Annotated in this window: 14 protein-coding genes; 1 reads left to right on the plus strand and 13 read right to left on the minus strand. The window is 72.7% G+C overall.

From position 1 onward, the window contains the following. Positions 1-59: 59 nt before the first annotated feature. From Asi02nite_RS04615 to infC, 8 genes are all read right to left on the minus strand, one after another. Positions 60-2,894, minus strand: coding sequence for a putative glycosyltransferase family protein (locus Asi02nite_RS04615; RefSeq protein WP_203710876.1), 2,835 nt, complete (start codon positions 2,892-2,894; stop codon positions 60-62). Positions 2,895-3,006: 112 nt separating this feature from the next. Continuing rightward, complete coding sequence (locus tag Asi02nite_RS04620) at positions 3,007-4,638, minus strand: hypothetical protein (RefSeq protein WP_203710877.1); 1,632 nt, start codon at positions 4,636-4,638, stop codon at positions 3,007-3,009. 182 nt (positions 4,639-4,820) lie between these two features. Next, the gene (gene pheT / locus Asi02nite_RS04625) at positions 4,821-7,316 is read right to left on the minus strand and encodes a phenylalanine--tRNA ligase subunit beta (protein ID WP_203710878.1); all 2,496 of its coding nucleotides are present in this window, start codon (positions 7,314-7,316) and stop codon (positions 4,821-4,823) included. Beyond that, positions 7,317-8,384, minus strand: coding sequence for a phenylalanine--tRNA ligase subunit alpha (gene pheS, locus Asi02nite_RS04630; protein ID WP_203710879.1), 1,068 nt, complete (start codon positions 8,382-8,384; stop codon positions 7,317-7,319). It abuts the gene before it with no gap. Between the two features lie 30 nt (positions 8,385-8,414). Next, the gene (locus tag Asi02nite_RS04635) at positions 8,415-9,245 is read right to left on the minus strand and encodes a TrmH family RNA methyltransferase (RefSeq protein WP_373312160.1); all 831 of its coding nucleotides are present in this window, start codon (positions 9,243-9,245) and stop codon (positions 8,415-8,417) included. A 56-nt stretch (positions 9,246-9,301) separates the two neighbouring features. Further along, positions 9,302-9,688 carry a 50S ribosomal protein L20 gene (gene rplT, locus Asi02nite_RS04640; protein ID WP_203710880.1) on the minus strand — a complete coding sequence of 129 codons (387 nt, stop codon included), beginning with the start codon at positions 9,686-9,688 and terminating at the stop codon, positions 9,302-9,304. Positions 9,689-9,718: 30 nt separating this feature from the next. Beyond that, entirely contained in the window at positions 9,719-9,913 is a 195-nt protein-coding gene (gene rpmI, locus Asi02nite_RS04645) for a 50S ribosomal protein L35 (RefSeq protein WP_089255971.1), read from the minus strand. A gap of 21 nt (positions 9,914-9,934) precedes the next feature. Beyond that, positions 9,935-10,564, minus strand: coding sequence for a translation initiation factor IF-3 (gene infC, locus Asi02nite_RS04650; RefSeq protein ID WP_203711008.1), 630 nt, complete (start codon positions 10,562-10,564; stop codon positions 9,935-9,937). A gap of 449 nt (positions 10,565-11,013) precedes the next feature. Here infC and Asi02nite_RS04655 point away from each other — a divergent pair, with 449 nt between their 5' ends. Next, complete coding sequence (locus Asi02nite_RS04655; RefSeq protein WP_203710881.1) at positions 11,014-11,493, plus strand: hypothetical protein; 480 nt, start codon at positions 11,014-11,016, stop codon at positions 11,491-11,493. Here the strand turns inward: Asi02nite_RS04655 and Asi02nite_RS04660 are convergent. The 5 genes from Asi02nite_RS04660 to Asi02nite_RS04680 all read right to left on the minus strand — a co-directional run bounded on the left by Asi02nite_RS04660 (position 11,490) and on the right by Asi02nite_RS04680 (position 16,546). Next, positions 11,490-13,130: a caspase family protein gene (locus tag Asi02nite_RS04660; protein ID WP_203710882.1), complete on the minus strand. Its 1,641-nt coding sequence runs from the start codon at positions 13,128-13,130 to the stop codon at positions 11,490-11,492. The two genes, Asi02nite_RS04655 and Asi02nite_RS04660, sit on opposite strands and share 4 nt — an antisense overlap. 68 nt (positions 13,131-13,198) lie before the next feature. After that, on the minus strand, positions 13,199-14,110 hold the full coding sequence (locus Asi02nite_RS04665; RefSeq protein WP_203710883.1) for a 5,10-methylenetetrahydrofolate reductase: 912 nt from the start codon (positions 14,108-14,110) through the stop codon (positions 13,199-13,201). Then, entirely contained in the window at positions 14,107-14,844 is a 738-nt protein-coding gene (locus Asi02nite_RS04670; RefSeq protein WP_275410271.1) for an amino acid ABC transporter ATP-binding protein, read from the minus strand. Before Asi02nite_RS04670 ends, Asi02nite_RS04665 begins: the two co-directional genes overlap by 4 nt. After that, positions 14,841-15,692 carry an amino acid ABC transporter permease gene (locus Asi02nite_RS04675; RefSeq protein WP_239126478.1) on the minus strand — a complete coding sequence of 284 codons (852 nt, stop codon included), beginning with the start codon at positions 15,690-15,692 and terminating at the stop codon, positions 14,841-14,843. The genes Asi02nite_RS04670 and Asi02nite_RS04675 overlap by 4 nt, the downstream gene beginning before the upstream one ends. After that, positions 15,689-16,546, minus strand: a complete 858-nt coding sequence (locus Asi02nite_RS04680; protein ID WP_203710885.1) for an ABC transporter substrate-binding protein — start codon at positions 16,544-16,546, stop codon at positions 15,689-15,691. Before Asi02nite_RS04680 ends, Asi02nite_RS04675 begins: the two co-directional genes overlap by 4 nt. Positions 16,547-16,563: the final 17 nt, after the last annotated feature.

The following is a 16,563-nucleotide window of genomic DNA, read 5'->3' on the forward strand; positions in this document are numbered from 1 at the left end:
TGTATGGCCAATCACGCGACCGAGCGACACCACATCGCGTGGGACCCAAGTGGCGGAAGTCAGGAATCAAGACGTGGTGGAGACGCGGGCGACCGGCGGCGCCTGAGTGTGCCGAGGGCGATGCCGAGCAGGAGGGTGAGGGTCGTGCCGGAGATCCAGGCGCCTGCGTTGTGCAAGGGCATTCGGTATTCGAGGCGGATCGTGTGGGTTCCGGGTGGGACCGGGATCGCGACCAGGCCGTGGTCGGCCGGTAGGAGGTCTGCCGGTTCGCCGTCGATCGTGGCGGCCCAGCCGTGTTGCAGCGCGTCGGCTACCACCAGGAAACCGGCGCCCTGGGCCTCCACCCGGGCCGCCAGGTCGTCCGTGCCGTCCTCGGTCACGGTGATCGTCGCCGGGCGGCCCTCCGGGGTCAGCGCCGGCGGTCGGTCGAGGATCACCCGATCCGGGCGGGGTGTGGCGTCGCGCAGGGCGGACATTCGCGATTCCGCGTCGCCGGCCACGTAGACCTCGCTCGCCCAGCGGAAACGGGGCAAGGCCGTCGTCCGGCGCCAGACCACCGAGTTGCCGGCATACGCCACTTCCAAACCGTCCGGGGCCGCGGCCACCGTCGAGAGCGCCGGGCGGCCGTCGGCGCCGGCCACCAGCACCGGGTCGCCCGTCACCGTGATCACCGCGGTCAGCGGCGTGCCGGCGGGGATGTGGTCGCCGGGCACCGCCACGTACGCGGGGATGCCGCCCTTGATCTTCAAGCCGCCGCGACTGCCCCTGGCCAGTTCCGTGCCGCGGGCGTCGCGGACGCTGACCTCGATCCGGGTGGCCGCCGGCACCCAGGCCCGCGTCGTGACGGCGACCGCGCGGATCGGGCCGCGGACCCCCAGCGGGATGGTGACCCGGTCCCCCGGGCGCAGCAGAACCGAGGAGCCGTCCCCGGTCGCGACCCGTTCCGCGCCGAAGGGCTGGTCCCAGGGCGCGGTGACGAAGTAGCGCACCGCGAGGCGGTCGAGCACCGGGCTCCCCACCAGGTCCGGCGTCGGCGGCAACCGCAGCAGCGTCGTCGCGAAGAGCTCACCGGGCACCCCGCGCACCGTCTCCGCGAACCGCTGCTCGAAGAACGTCTCACCCGTCAGCGAGCGCAGTTTGGCGGCGCTGTCGGCACCCGCGTACATGCCGTCGTCCGAGGCCGCGAACCGCTCGTGTCCGAGGTTGGCGGCCAGGAACCGGTGCACGTCGGTACGCGGGAACCAGCTGTCCCGGTCGACCCGCGGCCAGTAGGAGTGCACCGTGACCAACGCCTGCGCGAGCACCAGCATGGGCACGACCACGGCGGCCACCGAGAGCAGCACGCGCCGCCGCTGACCGGCATCATCCGCCCGTGGGCCGGCCCGCCCGCCGGCGAGGTCCGGACGCAGCAGCACGACCACGGCAACAGCGGTGCCGCCCAGGACCAGCAGGCCGAGCGCCACCTGGACAACGAAGCCCCGCGCGCTCGCCGGGCTGTCCGGCTCCGCCACCACGCGCCAACCGGCGACCACCGTCAACCCCAGACCGACCAACCCGGTCGCCCCGACCGCCGCGGCCCAGTGCCGGGCCCGCCCAACTACGGGCCGGCCCGCGCCCCGCGCGCGCAGGACGATCTCGAAGCCGACCGCCACCAGGACCGCGACCAGGAAGCCGAGCACGCCGCGCGCCCGCCCGACGAAGTTGTCCGCGAACAGCACCGGCAGCTTCTGCAGCAGGGCCAACGGCGGCCCGCCGGCGTAGACGAGCAGCGCCCACCCGGCCGTCGCCGCGACGAGGTAGGTCCAGACGCCGCGCGGCAGGAACGCCCGCGCCGGCCCGGGCAGCGCCACGGCGAGGAGGAACAGCACCAGCCCGGCGGCCCCCACATACGCGAGCGACTCGACCACGTTGTCCCGGCCGCCCAGCGCGAAGTGGTTGGCGTCGCCCAGCGACCACGGCGCCCACGACGTGAGCAGGCCGGTCGGGGCGAGGTGGTCCTCGCCGCCCTGGCCGCGGTAGCTCAGCTTCACGTGCCCCATCGCGGCCGCGAACGGCACGAGCTGGATCGCCGAGAGCGCGACCGCGCCGACCAGCGCCCCCGCACCGGCCAGGATCGGCCCGACCGCCCGGCCGCGGGCGACCGCCCGTACCAGCAGATAGCCGCCCGCGGTGAGCACCGTGTAGCCCGTCAGCGCCGGGAAGCCCCCGAACAGCATCGCCGCCAGCGCCGCGGCCAGCAGCGCCCCGTCGCGGATCCGGCGCTGCGTGGCGACGCGCTCCGCGGCCCAGAACACCACCGGGATGAACGCCGCGACCCGGGTCTGCGGCCAGTTGGTCCAACTGATCATGAAGCCGCTGCTCGCGAACGCGAGCCCGCCCAGCCACCCCGCGGCGCGGCCCAGGCCCAGGCGGCGTAGGAACAGATAGGTGCCGCCGACCGCGACGACGATCTCCAGCAGCTTCACGTACGCGGGCGCGACAGCGGAGGGCAGCACGTACCAGGGCAGCGTCAGCGGCGACAGCACCGCCCAGTTGGGCACGGCGCCGAGCGCGCTGCCCCCGCCGACGTACGGGTTCCACGCCGTCAGCCGGCCCGCCTTGAGCTCCTCGCCGAACAGCGCGGTGTTGGGCAGCCCCGACGCGACGATGTCGTTGGCGATCCGGTTCTCGACGTGGCCGGTGGACAGCCCGGCGGCGGCGTACGGATGCTTGGCCACCAGCAGGTCGGTGTTGGCGAGGACGGTCACCCCGAGCAGCGGCGAGCCGATGCCGACCAGCGCGAACAGCACCACGGCGGCCAGGGCCACCCGGTCGGCGAGCCGCGCCGGCCGGGCGCGGTCCACCGGTGCCGGGCTGTCGAGATCACGGTCTTCGCCGGCGTACGCCGGTCGCATGGAGTAGGTACCTGCCCGTGGGGAGCGGCGGAAGACCCGGCCACGTTATCCCCGCAGGCGCCGTCAAACCGCCCGAAACCCGGACGGGTCCCGACTCGTACCCGTTAGTGGGTCACCAATCCGTGAGCCGCAGCGCCGCCTCGCCGCCGGTCGGCGTCGTGTCGTACGTCAGCTTCTCGAGCTCGGTCTTCCAGACGGTCTTCTCGGTCTTGTTCATGTGCGAGCGGATCACCCAGACCACCGCGTCGGGCCCGGCCTTCGCGGCCATTCCGGTCGCCGTCACGATCGCGCCGTGGATCGCCGCCGCGTCGCGCCCGGTCGACATCACGATCGAGGCGTCCGGGTACGTCGGCTGCCAGCCCACGGCCACGCCCTGGTCGAGCCGGTAGCCGGGCTGGGCGGGCCAGTACGTCGCGAACCCGTACGAGGCCGAGCCGCTGACCAGCACGATGTCGCCCGGCTTGCGGTTGGCCCAGACGAACGCGACCGGCTGGCGGGTGTTCTCCGAGGTCGCCGGGCTGCGGACGCCGAACTCCCAGCCGTCGAAGCGGAACCAGTCGGAGGTCCGGTAGGCGTAGCCGCCGAGCAGGGCGACCGCCAGCGCGGCGGCGACGACCGAGGCGCCGGCGGGTGACCGCCGCGCCAGCAGCAGCCGGCCGACGAGGGTCCCGATGCCGGCCACGCCGATCGCCGCGAAGGCGACCAGCCAGACCAGCAGGAAGTGCGAGGTGCGCAGGTCGAGCAGCGGGTACATGCGGACGACGCCCGCCACGACCGCCGCGGGCAGGAGCAGCAGCGCGGCGCCCGCCATCGCCGGCCGGCCGAGCAGGCCCACGGTGACGATGCCCGCCAGCGCGAGCACCAGCAGCAACATCCAGTTGGTGCCCAGATAAGGCTGCAGCGAGGTGGCCCGGCCGTCGATGTAGCCCGGCAGCTCGCCGACCTTCGGGAAGTAGTCGTCCCAGTAGTTGGCCATCGCGGCGTTGTCGCCGCCCTTGGCCAGGCCGAAGTAGGACAGGCCGAACACGACCAGCATCACCGCGCCGGTGACCGTCGCCTCGAGGGCCTGGCGCCACTGCCGCTTGGCCAGGGCGGCGAGCACGAGCCCGCCCGCCACGCAGCCGCCGACCAGGGTCGTGGTGTGGCTGATCAGCACGCCCACGCAGGCCGCGCCGAGCAGCAGGCCGAGCCGCTTGCGCGACCACTTCGCCTCGACGAACCCGGCCAGGGCCAGCAGGGCCAGGGTGACCGCGGCGTCCGCCGTGTATTGCTTGAGGTCGTGCCGCAGGTGCTGGGCCGGGACGAGGGCCACGGCGACGCCGGTCACCAGGCCGGCGACCACGCGGTGCACGGTCGACGGCCAGGGCAGCACCGCGGCGAGGGCGTAGCCGCCGAGCACCGAGAGCACCAGGAAGGCGATCGGCAGGAGGCGCAGCCAGTCGAGGTCGGGGATGAGCCGCAGCAGGGCGCTCCAGCCGATCGGGGTCGAGCTGGTGGTGGTCGGCAGATCGTGCAACGGCAGGCGGGTGGAGGCGGCGACCCAGGCCTCGTCCAGCCAGTAGGGAAGCCGGATCGCGGTCGGCACGTCGTGGATGACGAAGGTGATGACGACCAGGGCGAGCGGCGCGAGCGCTTCGAGCAGGATCCGGCGCCACCGGCCGCGGCGCGGCGCCGGCCGGTCGTCGACCGTTTCCTGACCGGCCGCCGGAACGGCCGGGATCACGGCCGTGATGTTGCCATCCAAGAGTTCGACTCCTGCTCGTGCGGGGCGCAGCCGCCCGCAGCCTAACGTGGCGCGAGGCCACCGACCTTCGGTCGTTCAGCTGATCCGGACGGGAACGCGAACATCGTTCGGTCGACAACCTCCGCAGGCTAACGGAAGAGGCCGCCCGGGCGTGCGCCCGGGCGGCCTCCGTGGTGGATCCCCTATGCGCCGCGCAGCGTCGCCCCGAACCTGTCGGCCGCCTCCGCAACCGCGGCGTCGCGGGCCGCCACCGCCTCCTCGACGGTCAGCGTGCGGTCCGGCGCCCGGAAGGTCAGCTTGTAGGCGAGCGACTTGCGCCCCGCGCCGAGCTGCTCCGACGCGTACACGTCGAACAGCCGCACCGACTCGAGCAGCTCACCGGCGCCGGCCACGATCGCCGCCTGGACGTCGGCCGCGGGCACGCCCTCGCCGACCACCAGCGCGACGTCGATCAGGGCCGGCGGGAAACCGGACACCCGGGGCGCCGGGGTCACCGGGGCCGCCGGCAGCGCGTCCAGGTCGAACTCGACCGCGGCGGTGCGCTTGGGCAGGTCCAGCGCGCCGAGCACGCTCGGGTGCAGCTCGCCGGCCCAGCCGACGACCACGCCGTCGACCGCGATCTCCGCGCACCGGCCGGGGTGCCAGGGGGCCATCGCCGCCGACCGCACGGTCACCCGCTCGTCCGGGATGCCCGCGGTGTCCAGCACGGTCCGGGCCGCCTCGACCGCGTCGGCCCAGCTCGCCTGGCGCCCGCCGCCCCACCAGCCGGCCGGCTCGGCCTCGCCGGCCAGCACGACGGCGACGTGCCAGGGCTGCGCCGGCACCACCGCGTCGGCCGCGGCGAAGACCGACTCGGCCGGCCGGTCGTCGACGCCCATCACTGGCGGCGCGCCGGCGTCGGGGCGGGCCTGGAACACCACGCCGACCTCGTAGAGCGCGAGGTCGCGGGCGCCCCGGCCGACGTTGCGGCGCAGCGTGGCCAGCAGCGGCGGCAGCAGCGTCGTGCGCAGGTAGGGCTCTTCGTCGGAGAGCGGGTTGGCCAGCCTGACCAGCGCCCGGCGCGGATCGTCGTCGGGGATGCCGAGCGCGTCCAGGGCCGGCGTGCCGACGAACGGGTACGACAGCACCTCGACGTGCCCGGTCTCGGCCAGCGCGCGGGCCACCGAGCGGCGGCGGCGCTGCGCGTCGGTCAGCCCCCGGCCCGCCGGGGCCAGCGGCAGCCGCCCCGGCACGTTGTCGTAGCCGTCGAGGCGGACGACCTCTTCGACCAGGTCGGCCGGGTCGGTCAGGTCGGGGCGCCAGGTCGGCGGCACGGCGCTGACCCGCTGGCCGTCGACGGTGACGGTGCAGCCGACCGCTTCGAGCAGGGCGACCACCCGGGCGGGCTCGTAGGTCACGCCGACCCGCCGGGTGGGCAGGTCGACGGCCATGTCGACGGGCGTACGCGCGACCACGGCGTCGAAGTCGAGGATCTCCGCGCCGACGGTGCCGCCGCCGTACGTCGTCATCAGCTCGACCGCCCGCGCCAGCGCGACCAGCGGCAGCGCCGGGTCGACGCCGCGCTCCCAGCGCTTGGCGGCCTCGCTGAACAGCTTGTGCCGGCGGGCGGTGCGACCGACCATCACCGGGTCCCAGTGCGCCGCCTCGAAGAGCACGTCGACCGTGCCCGGGTGCACCTCGCTGGTCTCGCCGCCCATCACGGCGGCCAGCGAGATCGGCCCGGTGTCGTCGCAGATGACCATGTCCTCGGCGTCGAGCGTGCGGGCCGCCCCGTCGAGCGTGGTCAGCTTCTCCCCCGCCGTGGCCCGGCGGACGACCAGCGGGCCGCGCAGCCGCTCGAGGTCGAACGCGTGCATCGGCTGGCCGAGCTCGAGCATCAGGTAGTTGGTGATGTCGACCGGCAGCGAGATCGTCCGGATGCCGGCCTGGGTGAGCCGGCGGGCGATGAACCCGGGCGTGACGGCGGCGGGGTCGACGCCGCGGACGGCCCGGGCCGCGAACCGGTCGCAGCCGATCGGGTCGCGCACGTCGACCGGGTACGCCGGCTCGGCCGTGGCGCCGGGCGCGGACGCGAGGGCCGGGTCGTGGAACGGCACGCCCAGCGCCAGCCCCAGCTCGCGGGCGATGCCGCGCACCGACATCGCGTACCCGCGGTCGGGGGTGATCTCGACCTCGACCACGACGTCGTCGAGCCCGACGACGGGCCGCGCGTCCTGGCCGGGCGCCGCGGCGGTGTCCGGCGGGAGCACGACGATGCCGTCGTGGTCGTCGCCGAGCCCCAGCTCGCGGGCGGAGGTGATCATGCCCGCCGACATGTGGCCGTAGGTCTTGCGGGCGCCGATCTCGAACCCGCCGGGCAGCACGCCGCCGGGCAGGATCGCCACGACCAGGTCGCCGGGCGCGAAGTTGCTGGCGCCGCAGACGATCTCCTGCGGCGCGCCGGTGCCGTTGGCGTCGCCGACGTCGACCGTGCAGAACCGGATCGGCTTCTTGAAGCCGGTCAGCTCCTCGACGGTCAGCACGCGGCCGACGACCAACGGACCCTGGACGGTCGTGCGGAGGTCCACGATGGAGTCGACCTCGATGCCCAGGCCCACCAGGGCGGCCTCGAGGGCGTCGGCGGAGAGGTCGGCCGACAGGTCGACGTGCTCGCGCAGCCAGGACAGTGCGACCCGCATCTACAGCTCCATCCCGAACGCACGTGTGAAGCGCACGTCACCCTCGACCATGTCGCGCATGTCGCTGATCCCGTGGCGGAACATCAGTGACCGCTCGATGCCCATCCCGAACGCGAAACCGCTGAACTCGTCCGGGTCGATGCCGCAGGCGCGCAGCACCCGCGGGTTGACCATGCCGCAGCCGCCCCACTCGACCCACTGTGGACCGTCGCGGTGCTGCGGGAACCAGATGTCGAACTCGGCCGACGGCTCGGTGAAGGGGAAGTAGTGGGGCCGGAACCGGGTGCGCGCGTCCGGGCCGAACATCGCCCGCGCGAAGTGGTCGAGCGTGCCGCGCAGGTGGGCCATCGTGATGCCGCGGTCGACGACCAGGCCCTCGACCTGGTGGAACACCGGGGTGTGGGTGGCGTCGAGCTCGTCGGTGCGGTAGACGCGACCGGGCGCGATGACATAGATCGGCGGGGTACGGGTCAGCATCGCCCGCGCCTGCACCGGACTCGTGTGGGTGCGCAGCACCAGACCGCTGCCCTCGGGGGCGATGTGGAACGTGTCCATCAGCCCGCGCGCCGGGTGGTCCGGCGGGATGTTCAGCGCGTCGAAGTTGGTCCACTCGAGCTCGGCCTCGGGGCCTTCGGCGATCTCGTAACCCATGCCGACGAACAGGTCGCCGATGCGCTCCATCAGCGTGCTCAGTGGATGCCGGGCGCCGCGCGGCCGGCGGTCCCACGGCAGGGTGACGTCGACCCGCTCCTCGGCCAGCACCCGCTGCTCCTGCTCGGCCGCGAGGGCCACGGACCGGGCGTCGAACAGGTCCTGGATCTGCCGCCGGGCCTCGTTGACCCGCTTGCCGGCGTCGGACTTGGCGGCCGGCGGCAGCGCGCCGATCTCCCGGCGGGCCAGTGACACCGGCGCCTTGTCGCCGAGGTGCAGGTGGCGTAGCTGGGTCAGCGCGTCCGGGTCGGCCGCGCCGGCGAACGCCTTGTCGGCCTCGGCGATCGCGGCGTCGAGCGCGGCCGGGTCCAGATAGGCGACCTGCTTCGGGTCGTACGGGTCGTTGCGGTAGGACATGACTCTCCCTCGGCGGGCAACCTGACAAGTCTACGGTCGGGCGGACGCCGCCCGGCGCAGGGCTCGGGCGCTCGCGTAGAGGCAGACGGCGGCCGCGGCGGCCAGGTTGAGGCTCTCGGCGCGGCCGTGCAGCGGCACCCGGACGCGGCGGTCGGCGGCGGCCAGCAGGGCGTCCGGGAGGCCGTGCGCCTCGGAGCCGAACAGCCAGGCCGTGGGTTCCCCGAGGCCGCCGTTGTCGGCGAGGTCGTCGAGGTCGGTGTCGCCGTAGCCGGTGGCGGCGAGGACCGTCAGGCCGCCGCTCTTCAGCTCCTCCACCGTCGCGGCGGCGTCCGCGGCGCGGACCAGATCCGTGTGGAAGACGCTGCCCGCGCTGGCCCGGACACATTTCCCGTTGTACGGGTCGACGGCGTCACCGGCGAAGACCACCGTCTGGGCGCCGGCGGCGTCGGCGGTGCGCAGGATCGTGCCGGCGTTGCCGGGGTCACGGATCTCGGCGAGCACGGCGACGAGGCGCGGCTGTTTGGCGAGCGCGTCGTGGAGCCGTACCCCATTCTGGTGGCAGACCGCGACGAGCCCCTGCGGCGCGACGGTCTCGGCCAGCGCGGCGATGGCGCTGTCCGTGACCAGGGTGGCCGTCTCGGTGAGGTCGGGGTGACGGTCCTGGGCCTCGGCGGTGGCGAAGAGTTCCTTCATCGCGTCCGCTGCGATCGCCTCGCGGACCGCCTGCGGGCCCTCGGCCAGGAACAGGCCCGTCTCGTCCCGCTCGCGCCGCCGCTGCAGGCGCCGGGCAGCAATGACCCGGGGCGTCCGTTCGGTGAACGGAGCTACCCCGGGTCGCTGGTGGTGCTGGGCCAACCTGATCAACCAACCCGTCCTCAGCCGTCTTGCCGCTTCGCGGCAAGGCGCCTTGCGGTCATTCAGGCGGCCTTCTGCGCACCCGTGCCCTCGGCCGCGACGGCGGCCTTGGCGACCTCGACGATCGCCGCGAAGGCGGCCTCGTCGTGCACGGCCAGGTCGGCCAGGATCTTGCGGTCGACCTCGATCCCGGACAGCTTGAGGCCCTGGATCAGCCGGTTGTAGGTCATGCCGTTGGCGCGGGCGGCCGCGTTGATCCGGGTGATCCACAGCTGGCGGAAGTCACCCTTGCGGTCGCGCCGGTCACGGTAGGCGTACTGCATCGAGTGCAGCACCTGCTCCTTGGCCTTGCGGTACAGGCGGGAGCGCTGACCGCGGTAACCGCTCGCGGTCTCGAGCAATGTGCGGCGCTTCTTCTGGGCGTTAATCGCCCGCTTGACGCGTGCCATCGAGTGTTCTCCTTAGATCGGTGGCGCGCGTCAGCGGCCGAGCAGCTTCTTGATGCGCTTGGTGTCGGCCTTCGAAATCTCTTCGGTGCCGGACAGCCGACGGGTACGGGTCGAGGACTTGCCCTCGAGCTTGTGGCGCTTGCCGGCGGGCTCGTGAACGATCTTGCCGCCGCCGGTGACGCGGACGCGCTTGCCCGTGCCGGTGTGGCTCTTCATCTTCGGCATCTTGTTACGTCTTCTCCCCTGTCACTCGCCGGGATTTCCGGCGGGCCCGGCCGCGGTGGCCGGCGACGCCTCGGCGGCGTCCTCGCTCCGTTGCTCGCGCGGAGCGCCCTTGGTGTTCGCAGCGACGGCTGCGGCCTTGGTTGCCCGGTGCGGAGCCAACACCATGATCATGTTGCGGCCGTCCTGCTTCGGCGCGGCCTCGACATATCCCAGCTCCGAGATCTCGGACTCGAGCCGGCGCAGCAGTCGGTAGCCAAGCTCCGGACGGCTCTGCTCGCGACCACGGAACATGATCGTTACTTTGACCTTGTCTCCGGCCTTGAGGAACCGCACCACGTGACCCTTCTTGGTCTCGTAGTCGTGCGGGTCGATCTTCGGACGGAGCTTCATTTCCTTGATGACCGTCTGTTGCTGGTTACGCCGTGCTTCGCGAGCCTTCAGTGCGCTCTCGTACTTGAACTTGCCGAAGTCCATGAGCTTGCACACCGGCGGGCGCGCCATGGGCGCAACCTCGACCAGGTCCAGGTCTACATCCGCCGCCAGCTGAAGCGCGCGCTCGAGCGGGACGATGCCCACCTGCTCGCCTTCAGGACCGACCAGTCGGACCTCTCGTGCCCGGATCTGCTCGTTGACGCGTGGTTCGACGCTGATGAGGCCTCCTCGTTGCCTTGTTAGTCGCTGCGGTCGCAGCTTCTTCGCCAACCGAGGAGAAGCAGAAGGCCCCGGCGCATGCCAGGGCCCGCTCGACCGGTCGGCACGCGCGAACGCGTGCACTCGCCGCCCGGGAGCCCGTCAAGGCTCGCCGATCGGCTGACCGGACCCGGCTCTCTCGAGGAGGCGCGGGTGGGAGCAGGCGCTCCGCTTCACCGCCGCACGGGTGCTCACGCACACGAACGACATGGTCGACGGCAACAAGACTACCAGGTGGGACGCTCACCCGCGAAACGGGCACCCTCCTGGGGCCACCGGGACTGGTGATCATTGCCTACCGTGTACGCCGTGCGTGCGTGCCCGATGATTCTGCTCGTCGTGACCCTATCCGCCGCGCTGCTCGTGGACGGCGTCGACCAGGTCCTCGTCCCGGCCGAGGTGGTGGCGAAATGATCAGGCGCGCGCTGGCCGCGCTGGTGGTGCTGCCGTTGGCCCTCGCCGCAGCCTGCTCGTCGGAGCCCCCGACACCGGCGCCGTCGCCCCCTGCCCCGTCGGCGCCGGCCCGCTTCCACCCGGCGACCCTCGGCGCCTGCGCTGAGGCGATCAAGGTCAGCCGCTCGGGCGCGACCGCCTTCACGGGTACGGTCGACACCCTGAAGATCCTGGCGGTCCAGGACATGGACCAGAAGACGATCGACGCGAAGACCGACGAGGCGGAGCAGGCGCTACGGGCGGCGATGTCGACCTGGTCCCGCACGCTGTCGGCCCTGGCCGCCCAGGACGTGGACCCCCGGATCCGGGCGGCCCTCCTGGACGGCGCCCACGACATCGACAAGCTCAACGACCCGAACGACCTCACGGCCCCCGCCGAGGCCCGCACCACCGTCGAACGCCTGGCCGGCCGGCTGGAGGCCGCCTGCGCGGCCTAGGTTGGCCGTTTGGCCGCTTTCCGGACCGGCTTCGCGCCGACTTTCGGCGCCCGGGCCGCGACCGGCGGAGGGGAGTCGGTCTCACCCAGTTTGGCCAGCGTGGCACGTACCCGCGCGAACCAGGTCGGGCCCTCGTCAGCGCGAACTCCCGCTGTAGGCGCCCGCCCGACGCCGGTCCGCCGCTGGGTCCGTGCCGCCGCGTCCCGCGCCCCGGCGATGATGGCCGCGGCTTCCGCCGCCGCGTTCTGGTTGATCGCGTAAGCCTCCGCCCGCGCCGCCCCGCGGATCGCCTCCGCCTCCCGCCGCGCGTCCGCGACCGTCGTCTCGACGACGGTCGCGGCTTTTCCCGCCGCCTCGTCGCGGATCCCGGACGCGTCCGCCCGGGCCGCCTCGCGGATCGCCTCCGCTTCCCGCCGTGCTTCCTCGACGGCCGCGCGTCGGGTTGACGCCGCGCGGGACTCGGCGTCGTCGATGATGGCCATGGCGTCCCCGACCGCATGCTCCTGGATGCCGAAAGCATCCTTCCGGGCCTGCTCGCGGATGCCTGCCGCGTCCTCGACGGCCAGGCGCCGCGTCGCTTCGGCCTCGGCCACGATCGCCTCGGCCGCGCGGCGCGCCGCGTCCACGTCCGACGGGGTCGAGTCAGCGGGGTCGAGGAGCGCGTGCGCGACGTCGCCCACGCGGGGGATGTCGTGCTGGACCACGCGCTGCAACGCCTGCCGGGCCGCCACCACCTCCGACGGTGCGTCGTGTGACAGCCACTCCCCCAGGGCTTCCACCGCGCCGATGCGGATCGACGGGTGTGGGTCGACCAGGGCGACGCGGACGTTGTCGGGCAGGAGGGCCGGGGTCACGGTCATCCCCGCCGGGTTGCGGGCCAGGACGATGTTTCCTTCGGTGCCGAAGGACCAGAGTTGCGGGGTCTGGCCCGCGCCGGCCGCGCGGACCCGGGCGTAGGCGAACCCGTACGCCTCCGTCACCGTGACGAGGCCGTCCTCGTCGGTGTCGGCGGCACCACTGCGGAGGCCGTGGACCAGCGCCTCGGTGAAGACCGATCCGCCGGGCAGGGTGTCGTGGGCGGTCGTGCCCTCGAAGGCGTACTCGGTGGCCCGCGAAGCCGTCAGGACAACCCTGCCCCGGCCCTGGAAATGATCGAGGCCCACGTCGTCGGCGCTCTTCCGGTCCGTGGCGAACGCGCCGCTGAAGCAGCAGTCGAGGATGACGATCTGGCGGGTGGCCCGGCACTCGTCGAGGCGCTCGAACAGCCAGGTCGCCCCCACGCCGGTGGCCGAGACCCGGTCCCGCCGCACGTCGGTCCCGCCGAAGCAGAGCCGCCCGCGCGCGTCGAGCAACCCGTGACACGAAAGGTAGACGAGCACCTGATCCGCCGGCTTGCACCCGGTCGTGAAGTCCTCGATCGCCAACCGGATCTCGGCGCCGGTCCGGTTCAGCACCGGCGTCACCGCGAAGCCGCCGACGGCCGCGTCCCCCAGCACCGCGGCCAACTCGCCGGCATCCCGGCCCGGCGACCGAAGCTGACGCAACGACTCGTCGTCGTACCCGGTGGTCGCGATGATCAGCGCGGACCGCGGCCCGGCCGGTAGCGCCGGCGCGGCCCAGGACTGACGTGCACTCACCCATGCCCACCCGGGTTACCAGCCGACCACGCTCCGCGCATGCGGACACTGTAGACGGTTGTCGTCGATCAGCGCCGTGGGAGGAGGGCCGCGACGTCGGCGGCCAGGTCCGTGGTGGCTTCGATCTCCGCGCGGCGGATCGAGACGCTTTCGACGTTGAAGCCGTACGGCATGCCCAGGTGGTCGCAGAACGTCGCCAGGTCCCGGGCGATCGCCATCGTCTGCCGGTAGGACTCCGACAGCGGGTCCGGCGACTGCCGGATCGACGTCCGCAGCCACCGCGGCACCTCGACCCCGAGCCAACCCAGGAACTCCAGGGTCTTCAGGGACCCACAGAGCGACAGCGTGAAGATCACCGTGCGGCGGGTCACGCCGCGGGCCGCGCATTCGTAGTAGTAGTCCGAGACCAGGTTCTTCGTCTCGTTCACGTCGTAGACCACCTGCGACACGAAGAACGTCGCGCCGCGGTCCTGTTTGGTCAGCATCCGCAGGTGTTCGTCGCGGCGTTCCGAGATGGCCACACTGCCCAGCGGCAGCGAAGGGGCCACCGCCGCACGGAGGGCCTGGGCCTCGCGCAGACTCGTGCGGGCCGGCTTGTCGCCCGACGAGGCGCCGACCAGCACCGTCAGGAGCCGCGTCGGGTCCGCGGCGCGCAGCCACGACCGCAGGTCGTCCGGGGCGTACTTGCCCACGCAGCGGTAGATCACCACGGGCAGCGGGAAGCCACCGAGGTAGGAGGACCAGTACTCCGCCGGGTCCATTGTGGGCAGATACGGGAACGGGCGCTCCGCCGGGTTGCGGTCCGACTCGTCGTCGATGTCGTAGAGGATCAGGCCGTCCAGGTCCAGCGCCGCCAGGCGGTCCAGCGTCACCGCCGCGATCTCCTTCACCCGTTCGGGTGTGGCGCTGCTGCGCGGTGGCGTCAGGCTGAACAGCAGCACACCCGGCCGCGCCGCGGCCAGCAGGTCGGGCAGGCTCATGCCGGCGCCAGCCGGCGCAGGAACTGCTGGGTGCGCGGCTCGACCGGTGCGTCGAGCACCTGCGAAGGCGGACCCTGCTCGACGATCCGGCCACCGTCCAGAAAGCACACCCGGTCGGCCACCTGCCGCGCGAAGTTCATCTCGTGCGTCGCCAGCACCATCGTCATCCCGTCGCGCTTGAGGTCGCTGATCAGGTCGAGCACCTCGCCGACGAGCTCCGGGTCGAGCGCCGACGTCACCTCGTCCAGCAGCAGCAGCCGCGGCGCGTTGACCAAAGCGCGGACGATCGCCACCCGCTGCTGCTGGCCGCCGGAGAGCCGGTCGGGATAGGCCGAGGCCTTGTCCGCCAGGCCGATGCGGGTCAGCAGCTCGAGAGCCTGCGCACGCGCGGAGGAGACCGAGCGCTTGTGCACCCGTACCGGCGCCAGCGTGATGTTGTCCAGAACGGACAGATGCGGGAACAGGTTGTACGACTGGAAGACGATGCCGATCTTCCGGCGTACCAGATCGGGGTTGACCCTCGGATCCGTGATGTGCGACCCGTCCAGGTGGATCGTGCCGTCGTCGAGCTCCTCCAGCAGGTTGACGCAGCGCAGCAGCGTCGACTTGCCCGAGCCCGACGCCCCGATCAGCGCCACCACCTCGTGCTCGGCCACCTCTAGGTCCAGGCCGTCGAGCACGACCGACGAGCCGAACACCTTGCGCACGCCCTGGCACGCCAGCACGGCGGTCATCGGCCGGCCTGCCGGCGGGCCGCCCGCAGCGTCACCCAGTCGGTGACCGCGATCAGCGGAATGGCGAGCAACACGAACAGCACCCCCGCGACGATGTACGGCGTGTAGTTGAAGTGCTCGGCCGTCGAGATCTGCGCCGCGCGTACCGCGTCGATCGGTCCGGCCAGGGACACGAGGCCGACGTCCTTCTGCAGCGCGACCGTGTCGTTGAGCAGCGGCGGCGCCACCCTGCGCACCGCCTGCGGCAGCACCACGTGGCGCATCGCCTGGCGATAGGTCAGCCCGAGCGACCGCGCGGCCGCCACCTGGCTCGGGTGCACCGACTCGATGCCGGCCCGGAACACCTCGGCGAGATAGCCCGAGTAGGTCAGCACGAGCGCCGCGCCGCCGAGCACCAGCACCGACGGCATGCCCTGCAGCCGCAGCCCGGGCACGCCCAGGGTCAGCACGTAGATCACGATGATCAGCGGCAGGCCCCGGAAGGTGTACGTGTAGCTGACCGCGAGCGCCCGCACGGGGAAGAAGACCGGGCCGCGCAGGGTACGCAGCAGCGCGATCACCAACCCGAGCCCGAGCGACCCGAGCGCGCAGAACACGAGCAGCCGGATGTTGAGCCACAGCCCGCGCAGCACGTCGGGCAGCGCGTCGGCCGCGATCGACGGGTCGAGGAACGACTGGCGTACCCGGTCCCAGCCGGGCGCGCCGGTGACCGCGAAGACGAGCAGCGCGCCGAGCACGGCGGTGGACAGGGCCGCGACCAGGATCGACCGGATCGTCTGGCGGCGGCGCCAGGCGACCCGGTCGAGCTGGACGGCCGAAGGCGTGAAAGCGGTGTCGGACCGGGTCACGAGAGTTCGGGCGCGCCCGCCGTGTCGGCGAGCCACTTCTGCTCCAGCTCCTTGAGCTGGCCCCCGTCGCGCAGCTTGTCGACCGCCTCGCTGACGCACCGCGTCAGCGGCGAGCCCTTGTCGAGCAGCAGGCCGAACGTCTCCGGGGTGCCCACCTGCGGTAGCTGCCCCACGATCGTGCCGTCGGTCAGCTCGGCGCCGGTGATGTAGAACGCCGTCGGCAGGTCGACGACCAGGCCGTCGATCTGGCCGTTCTCCAGCGCCTTCTTGGCGTCGTCGTTGGTGTTGTAGACCTGCGGCTGGCCGGTCGGCTTGATCAGCTCGGTGACCGCCTGGAAGCTGGTCGTGCCCACCTGGGCGCCGAGCTTCGCCGACCGCAGCTCCGCGATGGTCTTCGCGTTGGCGATCTTCGAGGACTTCAGCGTGATCACGGTCTGGCGGACCAGATAGTACGGCGACGAGAAGTCGACCGCCTGCTGGCGCTCGGGCGTGACCGAGAACTGGTTGATGTCGAAGTCGAACGCCTTCGGGCCCGGCGCGATCGCGTTGTTGAACGTCACCCGGGTCCAGGCGACGTCGGTCTTCGCGAAACCGAGTTGCTCCGCGACCGCGTAGGCGACGGCCGCCTCGAAGCCCTCGCCGGACTCGGGCTTGTTGCCGACGACCCACGGCTCGTAGGCCGGGTCGTCGGTGGCGACCGTCAGCTTGCCCGCCGTCTCGGTCTGCAGCGAGTCCTTTGTGCACGACGCGGCCGTCCCTACCGGTGCGGGCGTCTCCTCGGGTGCGCAGGCCGCGAGGGTGGTGATCAGAGCGGCCGCTGCGACGACCGCGAGAGGGGTGGCTCGCCTGGACATGGAGGACAGCTTAGAGA

It is taken from the genome of Asanoa siamensis, assembly GCF_016862555.1.
GTDB lineage: Bacteria > Actinomycetota > Actinomycetes > Mycobacteriales > Micromonosporaceae > Asanoa > Asanoa siamensis.